10 protein-coding genes are annotated in these 17,971 nt (G+C 70.5%); 9 read left to right on the top strand and 1 reads right to left on the bottom strand.

The window, feature by feature from the left end:
* The first annotated feature begins 665 nt into the window (after window positions 1-665).
* From ACGF2V_RS04960 to ACGF2V_RS04920, 9 genes are all read left to right on the top strand, one after another.
* Window positions 666-1,967 (top strand): MFS transporter, encoded by a 1,302-nt coding sequence (locus tag ACGF2V_RS04960; protein ID WP_362705530.1) that lies wholly within the window; start codon window positions 666-668, stop codon window positions 1,965-1,967.
* Window positions 1,968-2,558, top strand: a complete 591-nt coding sequence (locus ACGF2V_RS04955) for a DUF6817 domain-containing protein (RefSeq protein ID WP_362617578.1) — start codon at window positions 1,968-1,970, stop codon at window positions 2,556-2,558.
* Window positions 2,534-5,686 carry an amino acid adenylation domain-containing protein gene (locus ACGF2V_RS04950; RefSeq protein ID WP_362705533.1) on the top strand — a complete coding sequence of 1,051 codons (3,153 nt, stop codon included), beginning with the start codon at window positions 2,534-2,536 and terminating at the stop codon, window positions 5,684-5,686. The genes ACGF2V_RS04955 and ACGF2V_RS04950 overlap by 25 nt, the downstream gene beginning before the upstream one ends.
* Window positions 5,686-6,702, top strand: coding sequence for a TauD/TfdA family dioxygenase (locus ACGF2V_RS04945; protein WP_362617584.1), 1,017 nt, complete (start codon window positions 5,686-5,688; stop codon window positions 6,700-6,702). Before ACGF2V_RS04950 ends, ACGF2V_RS04945 begins: the two co-directional genes overlap by 1 nt.
* Window positions 6,699-7,982 (top strand): hypothetical protein, encoded by a 1,284-nt coding sequence (locus tag ACGF2V_RS04940; protein ID WP_362705536.1) that lies wholly within the window; start codon window positions 6,699-6,701, stop codon window positions 7,980-7,982. The genes ACGF2V_RS04945 and ACGF2V_RS04940 overlap by 4 nt, the downstream gene beginning before the upstream one ends.
* Window positions 7,982-9,211: an aminotransferase class V-fold PLP-dependent enzyme gene (locus ACGF2V_RS04935; protein WP_362705539.1), complete on the top strand. Its 1,230-nt coding sequence runs from the start codon at window positions 7,982-7,984 to the stop codon at window positions 9,209-9,211. The genes ACGF2V_RS04940 and ACGF2V_RS04935 overlap by 1 nt, the downstream gene beginning before the upstream one ends.
* Before the next feature lie 167 nt (window positions 9,212-9,378).
* Entirely contained in the window at window positions 9,379-9,594 is a 216-nt protein-coding gene (locus ACGF2V_RS04930; protein ID WP_362617592.1) for an MbtH family NRPS accessory protein, read from the top strand.
* 462 nt (window positions 9,595-10,056) lie between these two features.
* Window positions 10,057-15,234 carry an amino acid adenylation domain-containing protein gene (locus ACGF2V_RS04925; RefSeq protein WP_362705541.1) on the top strand — a complete coding sequence of 1,726 codons (5,178 nt, stop codon included), beginning with the start codon at window positions 10,057-10,059 and terminating at the stop codon, window positions 15,232-15,234.
* A gap of 1,054 nt (window positions 15,235-16,288) precedes the next feature.
* Window positions 16,289-17,053 (top strand): BTAD domain-containing putative transcriptional regulator, encoded by a 765-nt coding sequence (locus ACGF2V_RS04920; protein ID WP_362617598.1) that lies wholly within the window; start codon window positions 16,289-16,291, stop codon window positions 17,051-17,053.
* A gap of 356 nt (window positions 17,054-17,409) precedes the next feature.
* On the opposite strand, the gene ACGF2V_RS04915 is transcribed toward ACGF2V_RS04920, so the two are convergent.
* A complete protein-coding gene (locus ACGF2V_RS04915; protein WP_362705544.1) occupies window positions 17,410-17,895 on the bottom strand; it encodes an ArsI/CadI family heavy metal resistance metalloenzyme in 486 nt (161 codons plus the stop codon).
* Between the last annotated feature and the right edge of the window lie 76 nt (window positions 17,896-17,971).

The following is a 17,971-nucleotide window of genomic DNA, read 5'->3' as shown; positions in this document are numbered from 1 at the left end:
CGGGCTCTCCCAACTGGCGGGCCTGAGAAGACCAGGGCGCGTGCAATCGAAACTGTTGGCTTCGTGCGGAGACCACGGCGGGTGCCGATGAGGGCCGTCCGACGGCGGTGCGGGCCGCCGACGCCGGTCCGTTCCCCGGGCCCAGGACGCCGCTCGGCCCGACGGCCGGTCCGGCGGCTGGTCCGAAGGCCCGGTCGGCCCGAAGGCCCCCGGCCTCCCCCGCTTCCCGGGCGGCACGCGCGATCCGTCGCACGGCCACCGCCGAGGCACAGTGCGTCGGCCGCGAGCACCATGGGCGTGAAGAACTGCCCCCCTTCTCGACGGTTCATCGCCTCCGAGCGGGCCCAGAGTAGGTGGGCCCAGTTCTGGTTCGGTTACGAGCCTCGGCCCATGGCCTCGGCCGGTCGCAGGGCCGTATCCGGTGGAGCCGATCATTGCCGCAGAACGCCCCTTGATCCGGCGTCGCGAAGGCGCACGCAGGGCGGGGCGGCAGGACAGCCACGCCGGAACGGGGGCTTCCTCTCGCGCCGGAAGAGCCGGTTCGACGCCTTCCGGCCGCATAACCGTCCGATAACCACGGTGGGTTACTTTCTCCGCCGCTACGACGCAGGAGGGGGCCGCGCCACGTTCGGCGAGTACCCTCGTATTTCTACCGGCGAGGGCTTATGGACGATGTGGTGTCCGCACGGCAAAAATGGTGGTCGTTCGCTGTCGAACGGCCGAACTTCCGCAGGCTCTGGTGCGCGCAGTCCATCTCGGTCTTCGGTTCCCAGATCACCCTCATCGCCTTTCCTCTCATAGCGATCTCGCTGCTTCACGCCAGCGTTTCGGAGGTGGGCATCCTCTCCGCACTGGAGAGGGCACCGTTTCTGGTGTTCGGTCTGATCGCCGGTGTCCTCGTCGACCGCTGGCGACCGCGGACCGTGCTGCTCGTCACGGACTGGATCCGCGCCGCACTCCTGGGTCTGATCCCGGTAGCGGCGTTTTCCGACGCCCTGACCATCGAGTGGCTTTTCTTCATCGCATTCGCGGTGGGTTCCTGCACCGTCTTCTTCGACATCGCCTACCAGAGCGTCCTCACCTCCCTCGTGGAACCGGGCGATCTGCTGACGGCCAACCGCTGGCTGGAGACGAGTCGGTCGGTGGCGGAAATGTCGGGGCCGGGGGTCGCCGCGGGACTCCTGAAAGTCGTGTCCATACCGGTCTCCATTGCGGTGGACGCCCTCTCGTTCGTATTCTCGGCGCTGTTCGTCCACTCGACACGCACCACCGAACCGGCACCCTCGACACCTCGTGATTCCTCACTCTGGTCGGATTTCAAGGCCGGCCTGCGCTTCATCCGTGAGACCAGTTTCCTTCGATGGAACGCCGTCATCGGCGCGACGTGGAACCTGCTGTACCAGGCCCTGCTCGCGGTCTTCTTCGTCCACCTCGCGCGTGAGCTGCATCTGAGCGCGGCGAACGTCGCGATCGTGGTACTCGCGGGAAGCGTGGGCGCCGTGCTCGGGGTCCTGACGATGGGCACCATCAACAGGTGGTGCGGTCTGGGCCGGGGAATCGTGCTCTCCATGTGCTCGGCCAGCGCCGGCGGCATCCTCTTGGTCACGGCCCACGGCTCATCGCTCCTGGCGATCGTCGTCGTCGCCTCCGGCTTCATGCTCATCAATGCCAGTCAGCCGCTCTTCAACGTCAATGTCATCAGCATCCGGCAGATGATCACCCCCGATCATCTGATGGGGAGAACAACGGCCGCCATTCGATTCCTGGTGTGGGGAACACTCCCCATCGGGGCACTCGTCGGCGGGTTCCTGGGCGAGGCGTTCGGAACCCGGTCCACGATCGCCGTGATCGGCGGCGGATACCTGATTCCGGCACTCATGACGATGATCTCGCCCCTTCGGCGAATTCGGGACATCTCCGATGTAGAGATCGAGAAAAGCAAGCAAACGGTCAGCAAGGAGTGTTAGGTGCTTGACGCTCAGGAATACCGGAGCGACCTTGTGCGGTTAGGGATGCACAAGGTCGCGCATCAGGACGTGACCTTGATGGATCACATGCTTCGCGCATGTACCATCCTCCAGGACATGAAGGCGAAGGAACACATCTGCCTCGCCGGGCTCTTTCACGGTGTCTACGGCACGGAAGGACTGCACAACGACGACGTCGAGTCCATTCCGGACTGGAAGCGCGTCGAGGTCCGTGAGGTCGTCGGGCCACAGGTCGAGCAGGTCATCTTCAATTTCTCCGTCATGAGTTACGCGTCCTTGGGGAAGAGCTTCCGCAATGCGATGCGACCGAACGGGAAACCGGAGATCAAGGACCGCCGGACCGGCGAGGACATTCCGATGGACCGGGAAGAGTTCCTGGACCTCCTGCGCATGAAGCTGGGCGATGTCCTGGCCCACATGCCTCCGCAGGTCGGTCACTCCCTGGTGGACCTTCCGACGGAATACGGAGGGTTCTGGAAGATGGCCGCGGAATACCTCGGGCCGGATGCGATCAATACCTGGAACAAGTTCACGGGAGGCGAGCTGTGCATCGACACGGAACAGAACTGACTTCCCAGACCTGGGACGGCTTTCGCCTGTCCAAGCAGCAGGAGCACGTCCTCGGTCTCGTGTCCGGCGAGTTGTCGAGCCGAACCGTGGCCGGGGTGCGCCTCGCCGCCCCCTGCGACCGTGAGGTGCTGGAGCGGGCGGCCCACGACGTGGCATCGGTGCACGAGAGCCTGCGCACCACCTACCGCAAGGTCCTCGGCGAGAACAGCAGCGTGCTGATGGTCATCGAGGACGAACCGCGCGTCCTCGTGTCGGAACGCTCCGGCGACGACGACGCGCTGCGCGCGATCGTCCGCGAGGAAGTGCGCGCAAACTCCGACGCGGGCGACGAGGGCGACGAGGGCGCGGTGCGTCTGTTCCTGTTCACCCACACCGACCAGCGCCGGTCGCTCGTCCTGTCGGCACCGCGGCTGAGCGTGGACGCGGCGTCGGTCGAGATCTTCTTCCGGGATCTGCAACAGGCGTACGCCTCGCGGCTGAACGGCGACCCGTGGCACCGCGAGGACATCGTCCAGTACGCCGACTACGCCCAGTGGCAGTTCGAGGAGGGGCCGCCGAGCACACCGCAGAAGGAGATCGCGGCCGACCGAGAGGCGCGGCTGACGGCCCTGCCTCCCCTGCACCTGCCGCTCGAACTCCGCTCCGACGAGGCGGGTCACGAACAGGTGCGGTGGACGGTACCGGCGCCCCTGGCACGGAAGCTGCGGAGCCTCGGCGATACGTGCGACGGCGGTCTGCGCACCGTGTTGCTGACCGGTTGGACCGCCGCCCTCTGGCACGCCACCGGACGGCCGGAGAGCCTGGCGGTCGACACGATGCTCACGCGGCGGCCGTTCGGCGAGATGACCGCGTCCATCGGGCATTTCGAGAACCCGATGCCCGTCTTCGCCTCGGTGGCGGACGAGACCACGCTGAGCGATCTGCTGCGCACGGTGGGCCTGGAGACCAGTTCCTGCGAGCACGCGGACGAGAGCTCCATGCAGCCGGCCAGGCAGCACGCCGCCGGCGTTCCGGGCTTCCGGTTCAGCGATGTCGCGGAGCTGACCGCGCAGGACGCACCGGCCTTCTCCGGTCTGTGGATCGAACCGGCCGACGACGGGCGGAAGATCGGTCTGTGGGTGGAGGGCGCGGGCGAGGAGATCCGCCTCCGGCTGCGTCACCAGACCCTGGGCATGGCCGAGGGAGGCGCCGAGGCACTCCTCACCTGCCTGCGGGCCACCCTGTCGGCGCTGGGCGAGGACCCCTCGGCGGTCGTGCGTTCGCTGCCCATGCTCGACGAGGACGACGCGCGGGCGGCCGTCGCGGCCACGAACGGCGCCGAGCCGCCGTTGCGGCCCGCGGAGCACTGGCACCGACGGGTCGAAGGGACCGCCCGACGCACGCCCGACGCCGTCGCGTTGAGGTCGGACAAGCGGGACTGGAGCTACCGCGAACTCGACGAGGCCGCCAACCGCCTGGCCAACGAGCTGATCGCGCGCGGCGTACGGGCCGGGGCCCTGGTCGGTCTCTGCCTCGAACGCTCCGACGTCGCCCTCGTCTCGATGCTGGCGATCGCCAAGGCGGGCGCCGGTTACGTCCCGGTCGACCCGAACCTGCCCCGGGGGCGTCGTTCCGCCATCGTCGACGCGGTCGGCTTCGCCCATGTGGTGGCGACCGCAAAGACGGCCTCGGACCTGCCGCGGGACCGCGACATCGTCCTCGTCGACGCGGACCTGACGGTCTGCGCGGGCCGCGGCGACGAGCGGCCCGACGTGCCGACGGCCGACGACGACCTGGCCTACGTGCTGTTCACCTCGGGCTCCACCGGGACGCCGAAGGGGGTGATGGTCGGCCACGGGCAGCTCGCCGCCTACCTGGACGGCGTGCTCGACCGGCTGGGCCTCGACGGCGCGATCGACTCGGTCGCCCTGAGCACCCTCGGCACCGACCTGGGCAACACCGCCCTGTTCCCGCCGCTCATGACGGGCGGCCGGCTCCGGGTCGTCGCCGCGGACGTCTCCTCGGACGCGCAGGCGCTCGCGGAGCTGCTGGCCGAGGAGAGCTACGACCTCCTCAAGATCACGCCGTCGCACCTGGAGGCCGTCTTCGCCGTGGCCGACGCCCCGGAGAAGCTGATGCCCCGTCAGGCCCTGGTGGTGGGAGGCGAACCGGTCGGCTGGGGCACGTACAACCTGTTCCGCGGCTTCCTCGGCGACTGCAGGCTCTACAACCACTACGGCCCGTCCGAGACGACCGTCGGTGTGCTCTGCGGGCGGATCACCTCCGACGACCTGGCCGGTCTGGCCTCCACCCTGCCCCTCGGCAGGCCGATGCGGCACGCCCGCGCCTACATCCTGGACCCGGGGCGCAGGCCGGTGCCGGCCGGTGTCCCCGGTGAGCTCTGGATCGGCGGTTCATCGGTGTCCCAGGGGTACCTGGCCGGGACGGCGGACCAGCGGGAGCGGTTCGTCGACGACCCGTTCAGCCCGGTCCCCGGGGCCCGGATGTACCGCTCCGGCGACAGGGCCCGGCTGCTCCCCGACGGCGGCATCGAGTTCCTGGGCCGCGTCGACCGCCAGATCAAGGTACGCGGGTTCCGGGTGGAGCTGGGCGAGATCGAGGCGGTCATGCGGCGGCACCCGAGGGTGACGGGCAGTGTGGCCGTGGTGGCCGGTGAGAGCACCGCCCGGCACATCGTGGGCTACGTGACCGATGCCGAGGGAAGTCGCGGGTCGGCGGAATGGCTGCGCGAGTTCCTGGCGGAGCATCTCCCGGAGTTCATGATGCCCGCGCACTTCGTGGCGCTGGACGCCTTCCCGCTGACCAGCACCGGGAAGATCGACGCCTCGATGCTTCCCGCGCCCGGCTCCTACAGCGAGGTCTCCACCTCGTACGTCGAGCCGCGGACGCCGACCGAGAAGAAGGTCGCCGACATCATGGCGCAGCTCCTGCTGCTGAAGTCCGCGGGCGGCGACGACGACTTCTTCGAGATCGGCGGCCATTCGCTGCTGGCCACCCAGCTGATCGCCAGGCTGCGCGACGAGTTCAAGGTGAACATCAAGCTGCGCAACCTCTTCGAGCGGCCCGTCGTGTCGGAGCTCGCCGAGTTCATCGACGAGCTCCTGGAGAAGAAGGCGGGAGGGGAGTGATGTCCCGGACAACGGCGACAAGTCCGAAGGGACGCTTCGGCAGCGCCCGGAAGTCCATCTCGGTCAGCGGCGAGGCGCTGGTCCGCGTGGCCCCTGTCTTGGAGGGCACACGCGCGGTGGTGTGCACCCCGACGGTCGCGCGGCTGGACGCGCGGGAGTGGCTGGCCGGTTCGGGGAGCACACTGGCGCGGCTGCGCGACGAGCACGGGGCCGTGCTGCTGCGCGGCTTCAGCCCGCTCGACGCCGAGGGGCTGGGCGAACTCGCCACGGCCCTCGCCGGTGACCTGCGCGACTACGACAACCGCTCCACCCCGCGCACGCGGGTCAACGACCGGGTCTTCACCTCGACGGAGTACCCGCCGGACCAGACCATCCCCCTGCACAACGAGATGTCGTACACGGACTCGTGGCCGGGGACGCTGTTCCTCGCCTGCATGGTCCCGGCGGCGACGGGCGGTGAGACGCCGCTGGCCGACAGCGCCCGCGTCCACGACCGGGTGCCGGCCGCGGTCCGTGAGCGCTTCGAGCGCGACGGCGTGATGTACGTGCGCAACTTCGGCCACGGTCTGGACCTGAGCTGGCAGGAGGCGTTCCAGACGCGGGACCGCGACGAGGTCGGCGCCTACTGCGAGCGGCACGGCATCCAGGCGGAGTGGCTGGGCGGCGAGCGGCTGCGCACCCGGCATGTGGTGCAGGCGACCCTGGAGTCGCGGCGGACCGGGAAGAGGGTCTGGTTCAACCAGGCGCATCTGTTCCACGTCAGCTCGCTGCCCGGGAGCGTGGAGCGCGAGCTGCGCGAGAGCTTCTGTGAGGACGAGTTGCCGCGCAACGCCATGTACGGGGACGGCAGCCCGCTGGACCCGGCCGACCTGGCCGCGATCCGGGACGCCTACGCGGCGGAGGAGATCGCGTTCCCGTGGCAGGAGGGCGATGTCGTGATCGTCGACAACGAGCAGTTCGCACACGGCAGGAGGCCCTACACCGGGTCCCGTTCAGTGCTGGTGGCCATGGCATGAACGACTCGATCGTGTTCGAGGCCGTGCGCGAGGAGATCGCCTACGCGTACGACAGCACCGTCTTCTTCCGCGAGCACATGGACGCCAACGGCCTGCGGCCGCAGGACATCCGGGACGCGGAGGACTTCCGGCGGATCCCGCCGACCTCGAAGCCGCACTACCGGCGCAACTTCCCGGCGGGCGTGCTGGCCAAGGGATACAGTCTCAACTCGCCCAATGTCATGCGGTTCCAGAGCTCCGGAACGTCCGGGGACCGCCTGAACAGCGCCATCCTCTCCTTCGATCTGGCGCGGCGTCAGGCCACCGCGATCAAGGTCAACCGCGGCTTCGACGCGCTGTGGCGTCCCGGCAGCCGGCCGAGGATCTGCCGGTTCGCGCCGCCCAACTGCTCGGACGTGGAGTGCGCGACGGGTTTCTCGGCCCTGGAGGACCGTACGCTCCCGGACGGCACGCTGGTGCTGACCGTCGCCCACGACCTGCTGGCGACCCCGGAGTGGCAGATCGTCAAGGCGCTCGACGAGATCGAGATCTACCAGCCCGACATGCTCGTGGTGGATCCGACACACTTCGCCTTCCTGACCCGGTGGGCGCGGCGGCTCGGGCGGCGGATCACCTCGCCCCGTACGTTGCACATGGTGTGCGGGTACACGCTCATGACCCGTGTCGCGCGGCGCCAGATCGAGGACTTCATGGGTGAGGACCTGCCGATCGGCGACATGATCGGCATGTCCGAGCTGGGGTATCTGGGGTTCGAGTGCCATCACGGGAACCGGCACATCAACAACCGTGACTTCTACATGGAGTTCGTCCGGGACGGCAAGCCGGTCGAGGACGGCGAGACGGGCGAGTTGTACGTCACCACGCTGGACGACGGTCTGATTCCGCGCATCCGCTACGCCACCGGGGACCATTTCACCCCGCTGGGGAACACGTGCGGCTGCGGCAGTGATCTGCCGGTGGTGCGGATCGAGGGCCGGGCCACGCACATGGTCCGGCTGCGGGACGGCCGTGTCGTCACCCCCGGCGCCGTGGACGCCGTGGTCGGCGACGCGCCCTGGCTCGATCTCTACAAGCTGGAGCAGGACCGCGGCGGTGACTGCGTCTTCCGGTACGTCGCGAACGACGGGGCGCGGGACGAGGACGCCGCGGCGCTCGGGCTGCGGCTGGCCGAGGCCCTGGCCCCGAACCGCGTCCATCTGGAGGCGGTGGACTACATCGCCTGCGAGCGCAGCGGGAAGTTCCAGCCGTGCGTCTCCCACATCTCTGCGGAAGGTGCGTGATGACCATGCACAAGAGCCGGCGGGGCGATTTCCCGGCGCTGCGGCGGGAGATCGACGGACAGGCGATCTCGTACCTGGACAACGGCGCCACGACCCTGAAACCGCGCCAGGTCGTCCAGGCCGTCAGCGAGTACTACGAGACGAACGGCGCGAACATCCACCGCGGGAAGCACCGGCTGTCGGAGGAGGCGTCCGACGCGTACGAGGCGTCCCGCACGGTGATCGCCCGGTACATCGGCGCCGCGGCGAACGAAGTGGTCCTGGTCCGCAACACGAGCGAGGCGCTGAACCTGGTCGCGAGCGGTCTGGGCCTGGGCCCGGACCCGTACGTCGTGGGGTGTCTGGACGCGCACCACTCGCAGATGCTGCCGTGGCGGCGGGTCGGGCGCCTGGACCTGACGCGGGTGGACGCCCACGGCCGTCTCGACCGTGATCATTTCCGGTCTCTCCTGCGCGGTCGGCCGCAGGTGGTGGCGCTCACGCACTGCTCCAACGTCACGGGGGTCGTCCACCCGGTCGAGGAGCTGATCGCCGAGGTCCGGTCCGCCTGCGACGCGGTGATCGTGCTCGACGCCGCGCAGTCCCTGCCCCACCAGCGGGTCAACGCGCATGAGCTGGACGTCGACTTCATGGCGTTCTCGATGCACAAGATGCTGGGCCCCACCGGTGTCGGCTGTCTCTTCGGCCGCAGCGAGCTCCTCACGAAGCTGCGGCCCCTGGCGGTCGGTGGCGGCATGGTCGACTGGGTCGACCTCGACGGCAGCGTGGAGCGGCGCATCCCGTTCAAGTTCGAGACGGGGACGCCCGACATCGCGTCCGTCATCGGATGCGCCGCGGCGATCCGGTACCTGGAGGCGGTGGACGGCCCGGAACACCACCAGCACGCCCGTGAGCTGTGCGCCGCGCTGGTGGGCGGGGCGCTCGCCCGCCCCGGGGTGCGCCTGATCGGGCCCCCGGACCAGCGCGACCGGATCGCGCTCGCGACCCTGCGTCTGGAGGAGGGGGTGCCCACCGGGGAGATCGCCCGCCTGCTGAGCGACTCCTACGGCTTCATGGTGCGCAGTGGTCACATGTGCGCGCAGCCCCTGGTCACCGAGCTGGCCGGTGGCGAGACCCTCCGGGTCTCGGCGTATCTGTACAACGAGGTCTCGGAGATCGAAGGCTTCTACCAGGCGTTGGACGAACTGCTGAGCCTGATGGCCCCGGTCGCGGTCGGCGCGCGCCGGTGACCGGACGGGCCGCGGCCCCGCCGCGACCGGTCGGCCGTCGCCCCGAGCGGGGCCACCGGGTCTCCCGCGCGTGCAGACCCTCAAGGGCGCGTCCCCGGTCGTCACGACCGGGCGCGCCGCCCGTCCGCCGGGACGGGCCGCGGTCCAGTCGAGACAGGAGCGAAACCATGAGCACCAACCCCTTCGACGACGAGGGTGCGTTCTACGTGCTGGTCAACGGTGAGGACCAGCACTCCCTGTGGCCGTGCCACGCGGATGTGCCCGCCGGCTGGAGCGTCGTCTTCGGTCCCGGTGACCGCGAGGGCGCCGTGGAGTACGTGGAGGCCAACTGGACCGACATGCGGCCGAGGAGCCTTCGCGCGCTCACGCCCCACGGCTCGTGACCCGGCGGGAGCGGCCGTGCGCGTCCCCGGACGGGTACGGGTGCCGGCCGCTCCCGCCGGCTGCCGCGGGGGTCCCTTTCCGGTCCGCGCCGCCACGCCGACGGGCGGCGCGGACCGGGGCGGCGGGACCGTATGCGGCGGCGGAGCCTGCCGTCGAACGTGCCGTCGCCCTGCCGGCGGCCGGGCCGGGCGACGTCCGGCGCGTGCGATCGCCGGGCGGAGGATCGTCCCCGTACGGCACGTACGCGTGCGATCGCCGACGCCGCGAGGGACGGGGTCTCCCCTGCTCGGGCGAGGCCGAGAGCCCGGGGACGCGCCGGGCGTCGCACGGCAGGCCGCGGTGCGGCGACAGACCCCGGGGCCGGCGGGACCGCGCACCGGCCGTCGCACCACGACGCAGTTCACCGTGTCCGGAACGCAGCAGCCCGACTGTCCGGCCCGTCTCAGCCCAGGAGTACGCCTGTGAGTACGCCTTCCTCCCCCCGACCCCACACGTCCTCGACCGCCGCGCACGGGCCCGGGGGCACTGACCGGCACCGGCCCGGCGAGATCCCGGAGGCGTGGCAGGGCCCCGTCGTGCCGGAACCGGGCGCCACGCTGCCGGAGCTGTTCGAGCGGCAGGCCGCCCTGACCCCGGACCGGGTCGCGGTGGTCGCCTGCCGGGCGGAGATCCGTTACGGGGATCTCGACCGCCGGGCCAACCGCCTGGCGCGCCTCCTGCTGGCACGGGGCGTGCGTCCGGGAGACCGGGTCGCGCTGGTCCTGGGGCGCTCGGTGGACCTGCCGGCCTGTCTGCTGGCGGTGCTCAAGTGCGGCGCCGCCTATGTGCCGGTGGACCCGGCCCATCCGGCCGAGCGCGTCGCCGACGTGCTCGCCGACGCGGCCCCGGCGCTGGTGGTGGCCGACACCGCGACGCGGGACCGGCTCCCGGCGTCCGATGCCGTCCGCCTGCTGCTCGACGATCCGGACAGCGTCCGCGCGCTCGCCGGGTTCGACGGCGGCACGCTCACCGACGCCGAACGCGGTATGCCGCCGTGCCCGGCCTCGGCCGCGTACGTGATCTACACGTCGGGCTCGACCGGCCGCCCGAAGGGGGTGGTGGTCACCCATGCCAACCTGGCCAACTTCCTTGCGGACATGAGCGTCCGGTTCCCGCTCGGCGGGGGCGACGGCTGGCTCGCCGTCACCACGATCGCCTTCGACATCGCTGCGCTGGAGCTGTATCTGCCGCTGATCAGCGGTGCCCGGGTGATCCTGGCCGACCGGGCGGCGGTGCTGGATCCGGCGGAGCTGATCGCGCTGCTCCACCACCACAAGGTGACGATCATGCAGGCCACGCCCTCGCTGTGGCGGGTGCTGTCGGCCGAGCTGTCGGAGCGTGACGAGGTTCCGCCCGCACTGCGGGTCCTGGTCGGGGGCGAGGCCCTGCCCGCGCGTCTCGCCGACGCGCTGCGCCGGGTCGGCGAGACGACCAACCTCTACGGCCCGACCGAGACCACCATCTGGTCCACGGCCGCGCGGATCGAGGCGGGCGCGCCGGACGGCCCGCCGCCCATCGGCCGTCCGATCGCGAACACCCGGGCCCATGTCCTCGACGAACGCCTGCGGCCGGTGCCGCCCGGGGTGACGGCGGACCTGTATCTCGCCGGATCCGGGGTGGCCCGCGGGTATCACGGGCGGCCCGGGCTCACCGCGGAGCGTTTCACGGCGGACCCCTTCGGACCGCCGGGCTCCCGGATGTACCGCACGGGGGACCGTGTCCGCCGGACGCGGGACGGCGAACTGGTCTTCGTCGGCCGGGCGGACGGCCAGGTCAAGGTCCGGGGGCACCGGATCGAGCCGAGCGACGTCGAGGCGGGGCTGGCACGCCACCCGGACGTGGACCAGGCCGCCGTGGTCGCCCGCGCGGACGCGGCCGGGGACCAGCGCCTGGTCGCCTACGTCACCTCCGCGGCGACGGACACCGGCCGGCTTCCCGCCGCCGTCCGGGACTTCGCGGCCGAGCGGCTGCCCGAGTACATGGTTCCGGCGCTGGTGGTGGTCCTGGACGCGCTGCCGCTCACCGCCAACGGGAAGGTGGACCGCAAGGCCCTGCCCGCCCCGGACTTCGGCAGCGGCGCGGGGGCCGGCCGGTCGCCCGCCACACACCGGGAGGAGATCCTCTGCGGGCTGTTCGCCGAGGTCCTCGGCCTGCCACGGGCGGGGGTGGACGACGACTTCTTCGCGCTCGGCGGGCATTCGCTGTCGGCGTCCCGGCTGGCGAGCCGGGTGCGGGCCGTGCTCGGCGCGGAGCTGCCGATCAGGACGCTGTTCGAGGCGCCGACGGCCGCCGGGCTCGCCGCCCGCCTCGACGGTGCGGACGAGGCCCGTCCGGCGCTGTCCCGCGGGGACCGCCCGCGGCGCATGCCGCTGTCGTTCGCGCAGCGGCGGCTGTGGTTCATCAACAGCCTGGAGGGTCCGTCGGCGCTCTATCACCTGCCGTCCGTGCACCGTCTGACGCGGGGCACGGACCGTGGGGCCCTGGAGGCCGCGCTGGGCGATGTGGTGGAGCGGCACGAGGCCCTGCGCACCGTGTATCCCGAGACCGACGGGGAGCCCTGCCAGCTCGTGCTGGACGCCGCGTCCGCCCGCCCCCCGCTCCGGGTCGTCCGGTGCGCCCCCGAGCGGCTGGACGCGGAGCTGCGGCGGGCGGCGGCCGTGCCGTTCGACCTGACACGTGACGTTCCGTTGCGCGCCGTGCTGTTCGAAGTGGATGCCGACGAGTCCGTGCTGCTCCTGGTGTTCCACCACATCGCTTCGGACGGCTGGTCCGACGGCCCGTTCGGCCGCGATCTGGAGCGTGCGTACGCGTCGAGGTGCGCCAAAACGGCTCCGGACCGGGCCGAACTCCCCATCCAGTACGCCGACTACACCCTGTGGCAGCGTGAACTGCTGGGCGCGGCGGACGATCCGGGGAGCCGGTTCGCGGCCCAGCTGGAGTACTGGCGCAAGGCGTTGTGTGACCTGCCCGAGGAGCTGGCGCTGCCCTTCGACCGCCCGCGCCCGGCGGTCGCGAGCCATCGCGGCGAGCGGATCGCGTTGCGGATCGACGCCGGTCTGCACGCCCGCCTGGCCGGGCTCGCCCGCGAGAACGGCGGCACGCTCTTCATGGTCGTGCAGGCGGCGCTCTCGGCGCTGTTCCACCGGCTGGGCGCCGGTGACGACATCCCCCTGGGGTCGGCGGTCGCGGGACGGCCCGACGAACTGCTCGACGACCTGGTCGGGTTCTTCGTGAACACCGTGGTCCTGCGCACCGATGTCTCCGGGCGGGTCGGCTTCCGCGAACTGCTCGGGCGGGCGAGGACGGCCACGCTCGCCGCCCTGGACCACCAGGACGTGCCGTTCGAGCATGTGGTGGAAGCGGTCAACCCGCTGCGCGTGCAGGCGCGGCATCCGCTGTTCCAGACCATGCTGGTGTTCCAGGACGCGGGCGAGACGGGTCTCTCGCTGCCCTCGCTGGCCGGGACGTCCGAGGAACTCGGCACGGGCACGGCCAAGTTCGACCTGCTGTTCAACATCTCGGCACATCGCTTCGAGGACCGGGAGTGCGCGGGGATGACCGGGACCGTCGAGTACGCCACCGACCTGTTCGACCGTGCGACGGTGGAACGGCTCCTGGAACGGCTCGTCCTGCTGCTCGAAGCCGTGGCCGAGGACCCCGACCGGCCGGTCGCCTCGATCGGTCTGCTCGACGACGCCGAGCGGCATCAGGTCATGCTCGGTTGGAACGACACGGCCGCGGCGCTGCCGCCCGGCTCCCTGAGCCGGCAGATGGAGGCGCAGGCCGCCCGCACACCTGACGCGACCGCGGTGACGGATCCCGGGACCACGCTCTCGTACGGTGAACTCAACGCCCGGGCCAATCGTCTGGCCCGGCTGCTGGTCGACCGGGGAATCGGGCCCGAGGACCACGTGTGCGTCCTGCTGCCGCGCTCCGCGGAGCTCCTGGTCGCCTTTCTGGCGATCTTCAAGGCCGGCGCCGTGTACGTACCGGTGGACCCGTCGTTCCCACCTGACCGGATCGCGTACATCACCGAGGACTGCCGGCCCGCGCTCGTCGTGACGACCGGCGCCGCGAGCGGGTTGCCGCCCGCTGCCCCGGTGCTGCGGCTCGACGCGCCCGGGACCGTCGAGGCCCTGCGATGCCACTCGCCGGAGAACCTGACGGGCGCTCAATATCCGCAAGCCGACCCGCGGTCGCCGTCGTACGTGATCTACACCTCCGGTTCGACCGGCCGGCCCAAGGGCGTCGTCGTCACCTACCAGGTGCTGGACAACCTGCTCGCCTGGAACCGGCACGCCGTCCCGGCCGAACCCGGGGCCCGGGTGGCCCAGTTCAGCTCGATCACGTTCGACGCCTCCATCCACGAGTTCCTGGCGACGCTGCTCAATGGCAAGACGCTGCTGATCCCCACGGAGGAGACCAGGCTCGACCCGGCGGAGCTCGCCGCCTGGCTGGACCGGGAGCGGGTGACCGAGTTGTTCGCACCCGATCTGGTCATGAGCGGTGTGTACGAGGCGGCCGACCAACGGGATCTGGAGCTCGCCTCGCTGCGCCACGTGCTTCAGGCGGGCGAGGCGCTGCGGCTGTCCGAGAACGTCGCCGCGTTCCATCGGCGCCGCCCCTGGGTCCGGCTCCACAACCACTACGGGCCGTCGGAGACCCACGTGGTGACCGCGTACACCCTGCCGGACGACGTGGACGCCTGGCCCACGACGGCCCCGATCGGCGCACCCGTGTGGAACAGTCAAACGTATGTGCTGGACGCGTCGCTCAACCCGGTGCCGGTCGGAGTGGTCGGCGAGCTGTACCTGGCGGGCGACGGCGTGGCGCGCGGGTACCTCGGTCGCGCCGGGCTGACGAGCGAGCGCTTCGTCGCGGACCCCTTCGGACCGCCCGGCTCCCGCATGTACCGCTCGGGCGACCTCGCCCGTTGGCAGCCCGACGGGCAGCTCGACTACCTCGGGCGCGCCGACGGCCAGGTGAAGATCCGCGGCGTACGCATCGAGCCGGACGAGATCGTGAGCGTCCTCTCCGGCTGCCCCGGGGTGGGGCAGGTCGCCGTGGTGGCGAAGGCGTCCGCCGCCGGGGAGAAGCAACTGGTCGCCTATGTGGTGCCGCCGCCCGGGGAGCGCTGCCCGGACGCCTCGGTACTGCGCGGGCACGCCGCCGCGACGCTCCCGGAGTACATGGTCCCGTCCGCCTTCGTCGCGCTCGACGCGTTGCCTTTGACCGGCAACGGCAAGTTGGACCACCGGGCCCTGCCCGAGGTGTCCGCGGCCGTCTCCCCCGGTGGTGAGCCGCCGCGCGACGAGTGGGAGCGCAACGCGTGCCTGTTGATCGAGCAGGTGCTGGACGTCACCTCGGTCGGCAGGGAGGACAACTTCTTCTCCCTCGGCGGGAGTTCGATGACGGCGGCGAAGCTGGTGAACCGCGCCCGTTCGTTCCTGGGCCTGGAACTCACGGTCCGGACGGTGTTCGAGGCACCCGTGGTCGCGGATCTCGCGCGGCGGCTGGCCGGCGCGGCACCGGCACGGCCGCTGGGCACCTCCCTCCGGGATCTCGCGAGCCGTCGACGGTCCATGACGACCGACCACTGAGTGGTCAATGGTTCGCCAAGGCCCGGTAAAGCCGATTCCCCGTCCGTCCGGGGGGCCTGACACCCGATTCACCGCGCAAAGGCAATTGCCACGCCACAATCGATCACCACTGGACTCGGGGAACGGCTCTCGCTGTTCCCCGAGTCCAGTGGGTTCGGATCGTCCCGCCGATTTCCGAACGACGGGATGGCCGGCGTCGACCCGCCTGTGAGTCTCCCGTGATGCCCATACGGCTCGCGCGCGATCGGAGCACGCCCTTCCGGTTCCTTTCACAACCCCGCAACCGGAGGAAGCGGAAGGCCGATCGGCCGTTTCGCAGCGCATGGCAGGAACGGGACCATGCCCCCTTCGTTGCACCGACCTCGTCATTCCCGGGTGATCCGGGACCGATGAGGTCGGGGCAACACGCGTCCGCGCCCGGGCGGCGGGCGACCGGCGTCGTCCGGTGATGCGGGGAACGCTGCCGAAAGTCCCGGAGGGCCGAGCACACGGAAGGGGATTTCTCGCGCCGGGAGAAGGCGTGCTTCGCCACTCGGCCGACTTCAAAACGAAGCGCATGGCGAGAAGATCCCCACAGCTCGGGGGGATTGACACGGGCGTTGCGGACGAGCACGGTGATGCCGACGGGGAGGTTGGGGGTGGACAGTGCGTTGTCGTGGGCCGGTTGGCGGCCCCGGGCTCCGACGAGGAGCCGACACCACGCCGAAGGGCATTGCCCGGAGCAGCCCCGGGCGCGCGGATCCGGCCGATACCGAGTAGCCGGGTACGGCGTTCTCCCGACAGCCGGGCCAGGTGCCCGGCGATGTGAAGCGGACGATTTCCAGCGCAGCGGTGCAGGTGACGCCTCTGGCCCTGCGGAATCCCTCGGTCGTATGCGCCCTCGGCGGGATCGACCCTGCCAGGGGCATCGCGCTGCGGGGAAGTCGAGAGCCTGAGCGGTCCACGGGCCACGAGCCACGAGCCGCGGTCGGCGTCACCGGGCATGTCGAGACGTTACCGAGAAAGGTTAACGGGTAATTTCATGAGTGGCGACTGTACTATTTCGGTACGCGCTTTGGGCGCCTTCAAGGTCACTTTCAACGGAGATCCTGTTGAAAGATGGCAGGCCGGCAAGGCACGGAAATTGCTTCAGTTCCTGCTGCTGCACCGGGATCAGGTGGTGCCACGCGACAGCCTCTACGACGCCCTCTGGCCCGATGCGTCGACGGCGACCAACTCCAGCTCGCTCAAAGTGGCGGTGCACGCACTCAGGAAAATACTGCAACAGGCGCAGCGGCTGCACAGTCCGGAGCATCTGAAATCCTCGCTGCGCGTACATACGTACGAATCCGGCTACAAGCTGGAAACTCGTAACGTCTGGACCGACTTCAACGAATTCGAATCACTGGTCGACCGGGCATACCACGCCCAGAGACGTCACGACCTCCACCACGCGGACGAGCTCTACAGCAAAGCGAGCGAACTCTACGAAGGGGAATTCCTACCGGGCTTGTCGGACGACTGGGCCGCCACCCAGCGCGAGTGGCTGAGAAGCCGTCAACTCGTCGCGCTGAACTTCCTCTCGGAGAGGCACCTCAAGCAGGGCGACCACCTCGGCGTCATCGACGTGTGCCGGCGCATGCTGGCCGTCGACTCCCTCCACGAGGATTCGTACCGCATGCTCATCTCCGTGCACGCCGAACTGGGGCAGCTGACGCAGGTCCAGCGGTGGTACCGGCTCTGCGTCAAACGGCTGGGCGACGAGTTACAGGTGCCCCCGAACGACAAGACCCAACGCATGTACGAGCACGCCCTGCGCGGTGAACAACTGACCTGGTGACCACGGCGCCCCCGACAGCGATCGACCTCCGCCTCCCCGCCTGCCGCCTTCGATGCTCACCGCGACCGGTCCGCCGGTCGGCGGACGGGCGGCCCCGGCCCCTGTCACCCACTACCTGACCGCGGTCGCGGTCCGCACCCCGGACGCCACCGTACGGTCCCCCGCCCCTGCCGGCGGGTGGGCGTGCTCCCCTCGGCCGTCGCCGACGTCCGAGGGGACGGACATCGCCACACCCCACGCACGACTCCCCGGCCCCGGCCCACCCCCGTCGACGAGCCCGGCTCGTGGACGCGGGAGGCGACCGATCGGCCGTCTCCCGCGAGGCGGAGCCAAAGGACGCACAGGGCCGTTCGGGTTCAGCCGCCGCAGGCGCCCGCGGTCGGCGGCGCGGACGTCTCAGCCGCAGGCTCGGCGGTGCCCGTCCGACCGGAGCAGCAGGTGTCCTCGGCGAGGACGGGGCTCTTGCCCAGCCGGTCGGCGTCGGCCTTGACGACGTAGACCTCCCACGGCTCCTCGCCAGGACCGTGCACCCACACCTTGTCCTGGAGTGCGTAGCAGCAGGACGTGTCGTTCTCCTCGAACGTCGCGAGCCCCGCCTCCTTGAGACGGGTGGTCGCCGCCGTCACCTCGTCGGTCGTGGCGACCTCGACACCGAGGTGGTCCAGGCGGGTGGCCTGGCCGGGCTCGCCCTCGATGAGGACAAGCTTGAGCGGCGGGGTGGTGATGGCGAAGTTGGCGTAGCCGGGGCGGCGCTTGGCCGGCTCCACGCCGAACAGCTTGGAGTAAAAGGCCACCGAGCCTTCGAGGTCGGCGACGTTGAGTGCGAGCTGGACACGGGACATGACAGTTTCCCCGATCACGTTGCATCGATGTCGGTCGATGCAACCTTGCGCCTTGAATCGAAGAACGTCAACATAG

The sequence above is a fragment of the Streptomyces sp. NPDC047982 genome, from assembly GCF_043204165.1.
Taxonomy (GTDB): domain Bacteria; phylum Actinomycetota; class Actinomycetes; order Streptomycetales; family Streptomycetaceae; genus Streptomyces.
This window is presented reverse-complemented; position numbering and strand designations above follow the sequence as displayed.

Coding starts and splice junctions, on each gene's coding strand:
- ACGF2V_RS04930 (WP_362617592.1), top strand. CDS start 9,379: ATGAGCACCAACCCCTTCGACGACGAGGGTGCGTTCTACGTGCTGGTC.
- ACGF2V_RS04960 (WP_362705530.1), top strand. CDS start 666: ATGGACGATGTGGTGTCCGCACGGCAAAAATGGTGGTCGTTCGCTGTC.
- ACGF2V_RS04915 (WP_362705544.1), bottom strand. CDS start 17,895: ATGTCCCGTGTCCAGCTCGCACTCAACGTCGCCGACCTCGAAGGCTCG.
- ACGF2V_RS04940 (WP_362705536.1), top strand. CDS start 6,699: ATGAACGACTCGATCGTGTTCGAGGCCGTGCGCGAGGAGATCGCCTAC.
- ACGF2V_RS04935 (WP_362705539.1), top strand. CDS start 7,982: ATGACCATGCACAAGAGCCGGCGGGGCGATTTCCCGGCGCTGCGGCGG.
- ACGF2V_RS04945 (WP_362617584.1), top strand. CDS start 5,686: ATGTCCCGGACAACGGCGACAAGTCCGAAGGGACGCTTCGGCAGCGCC.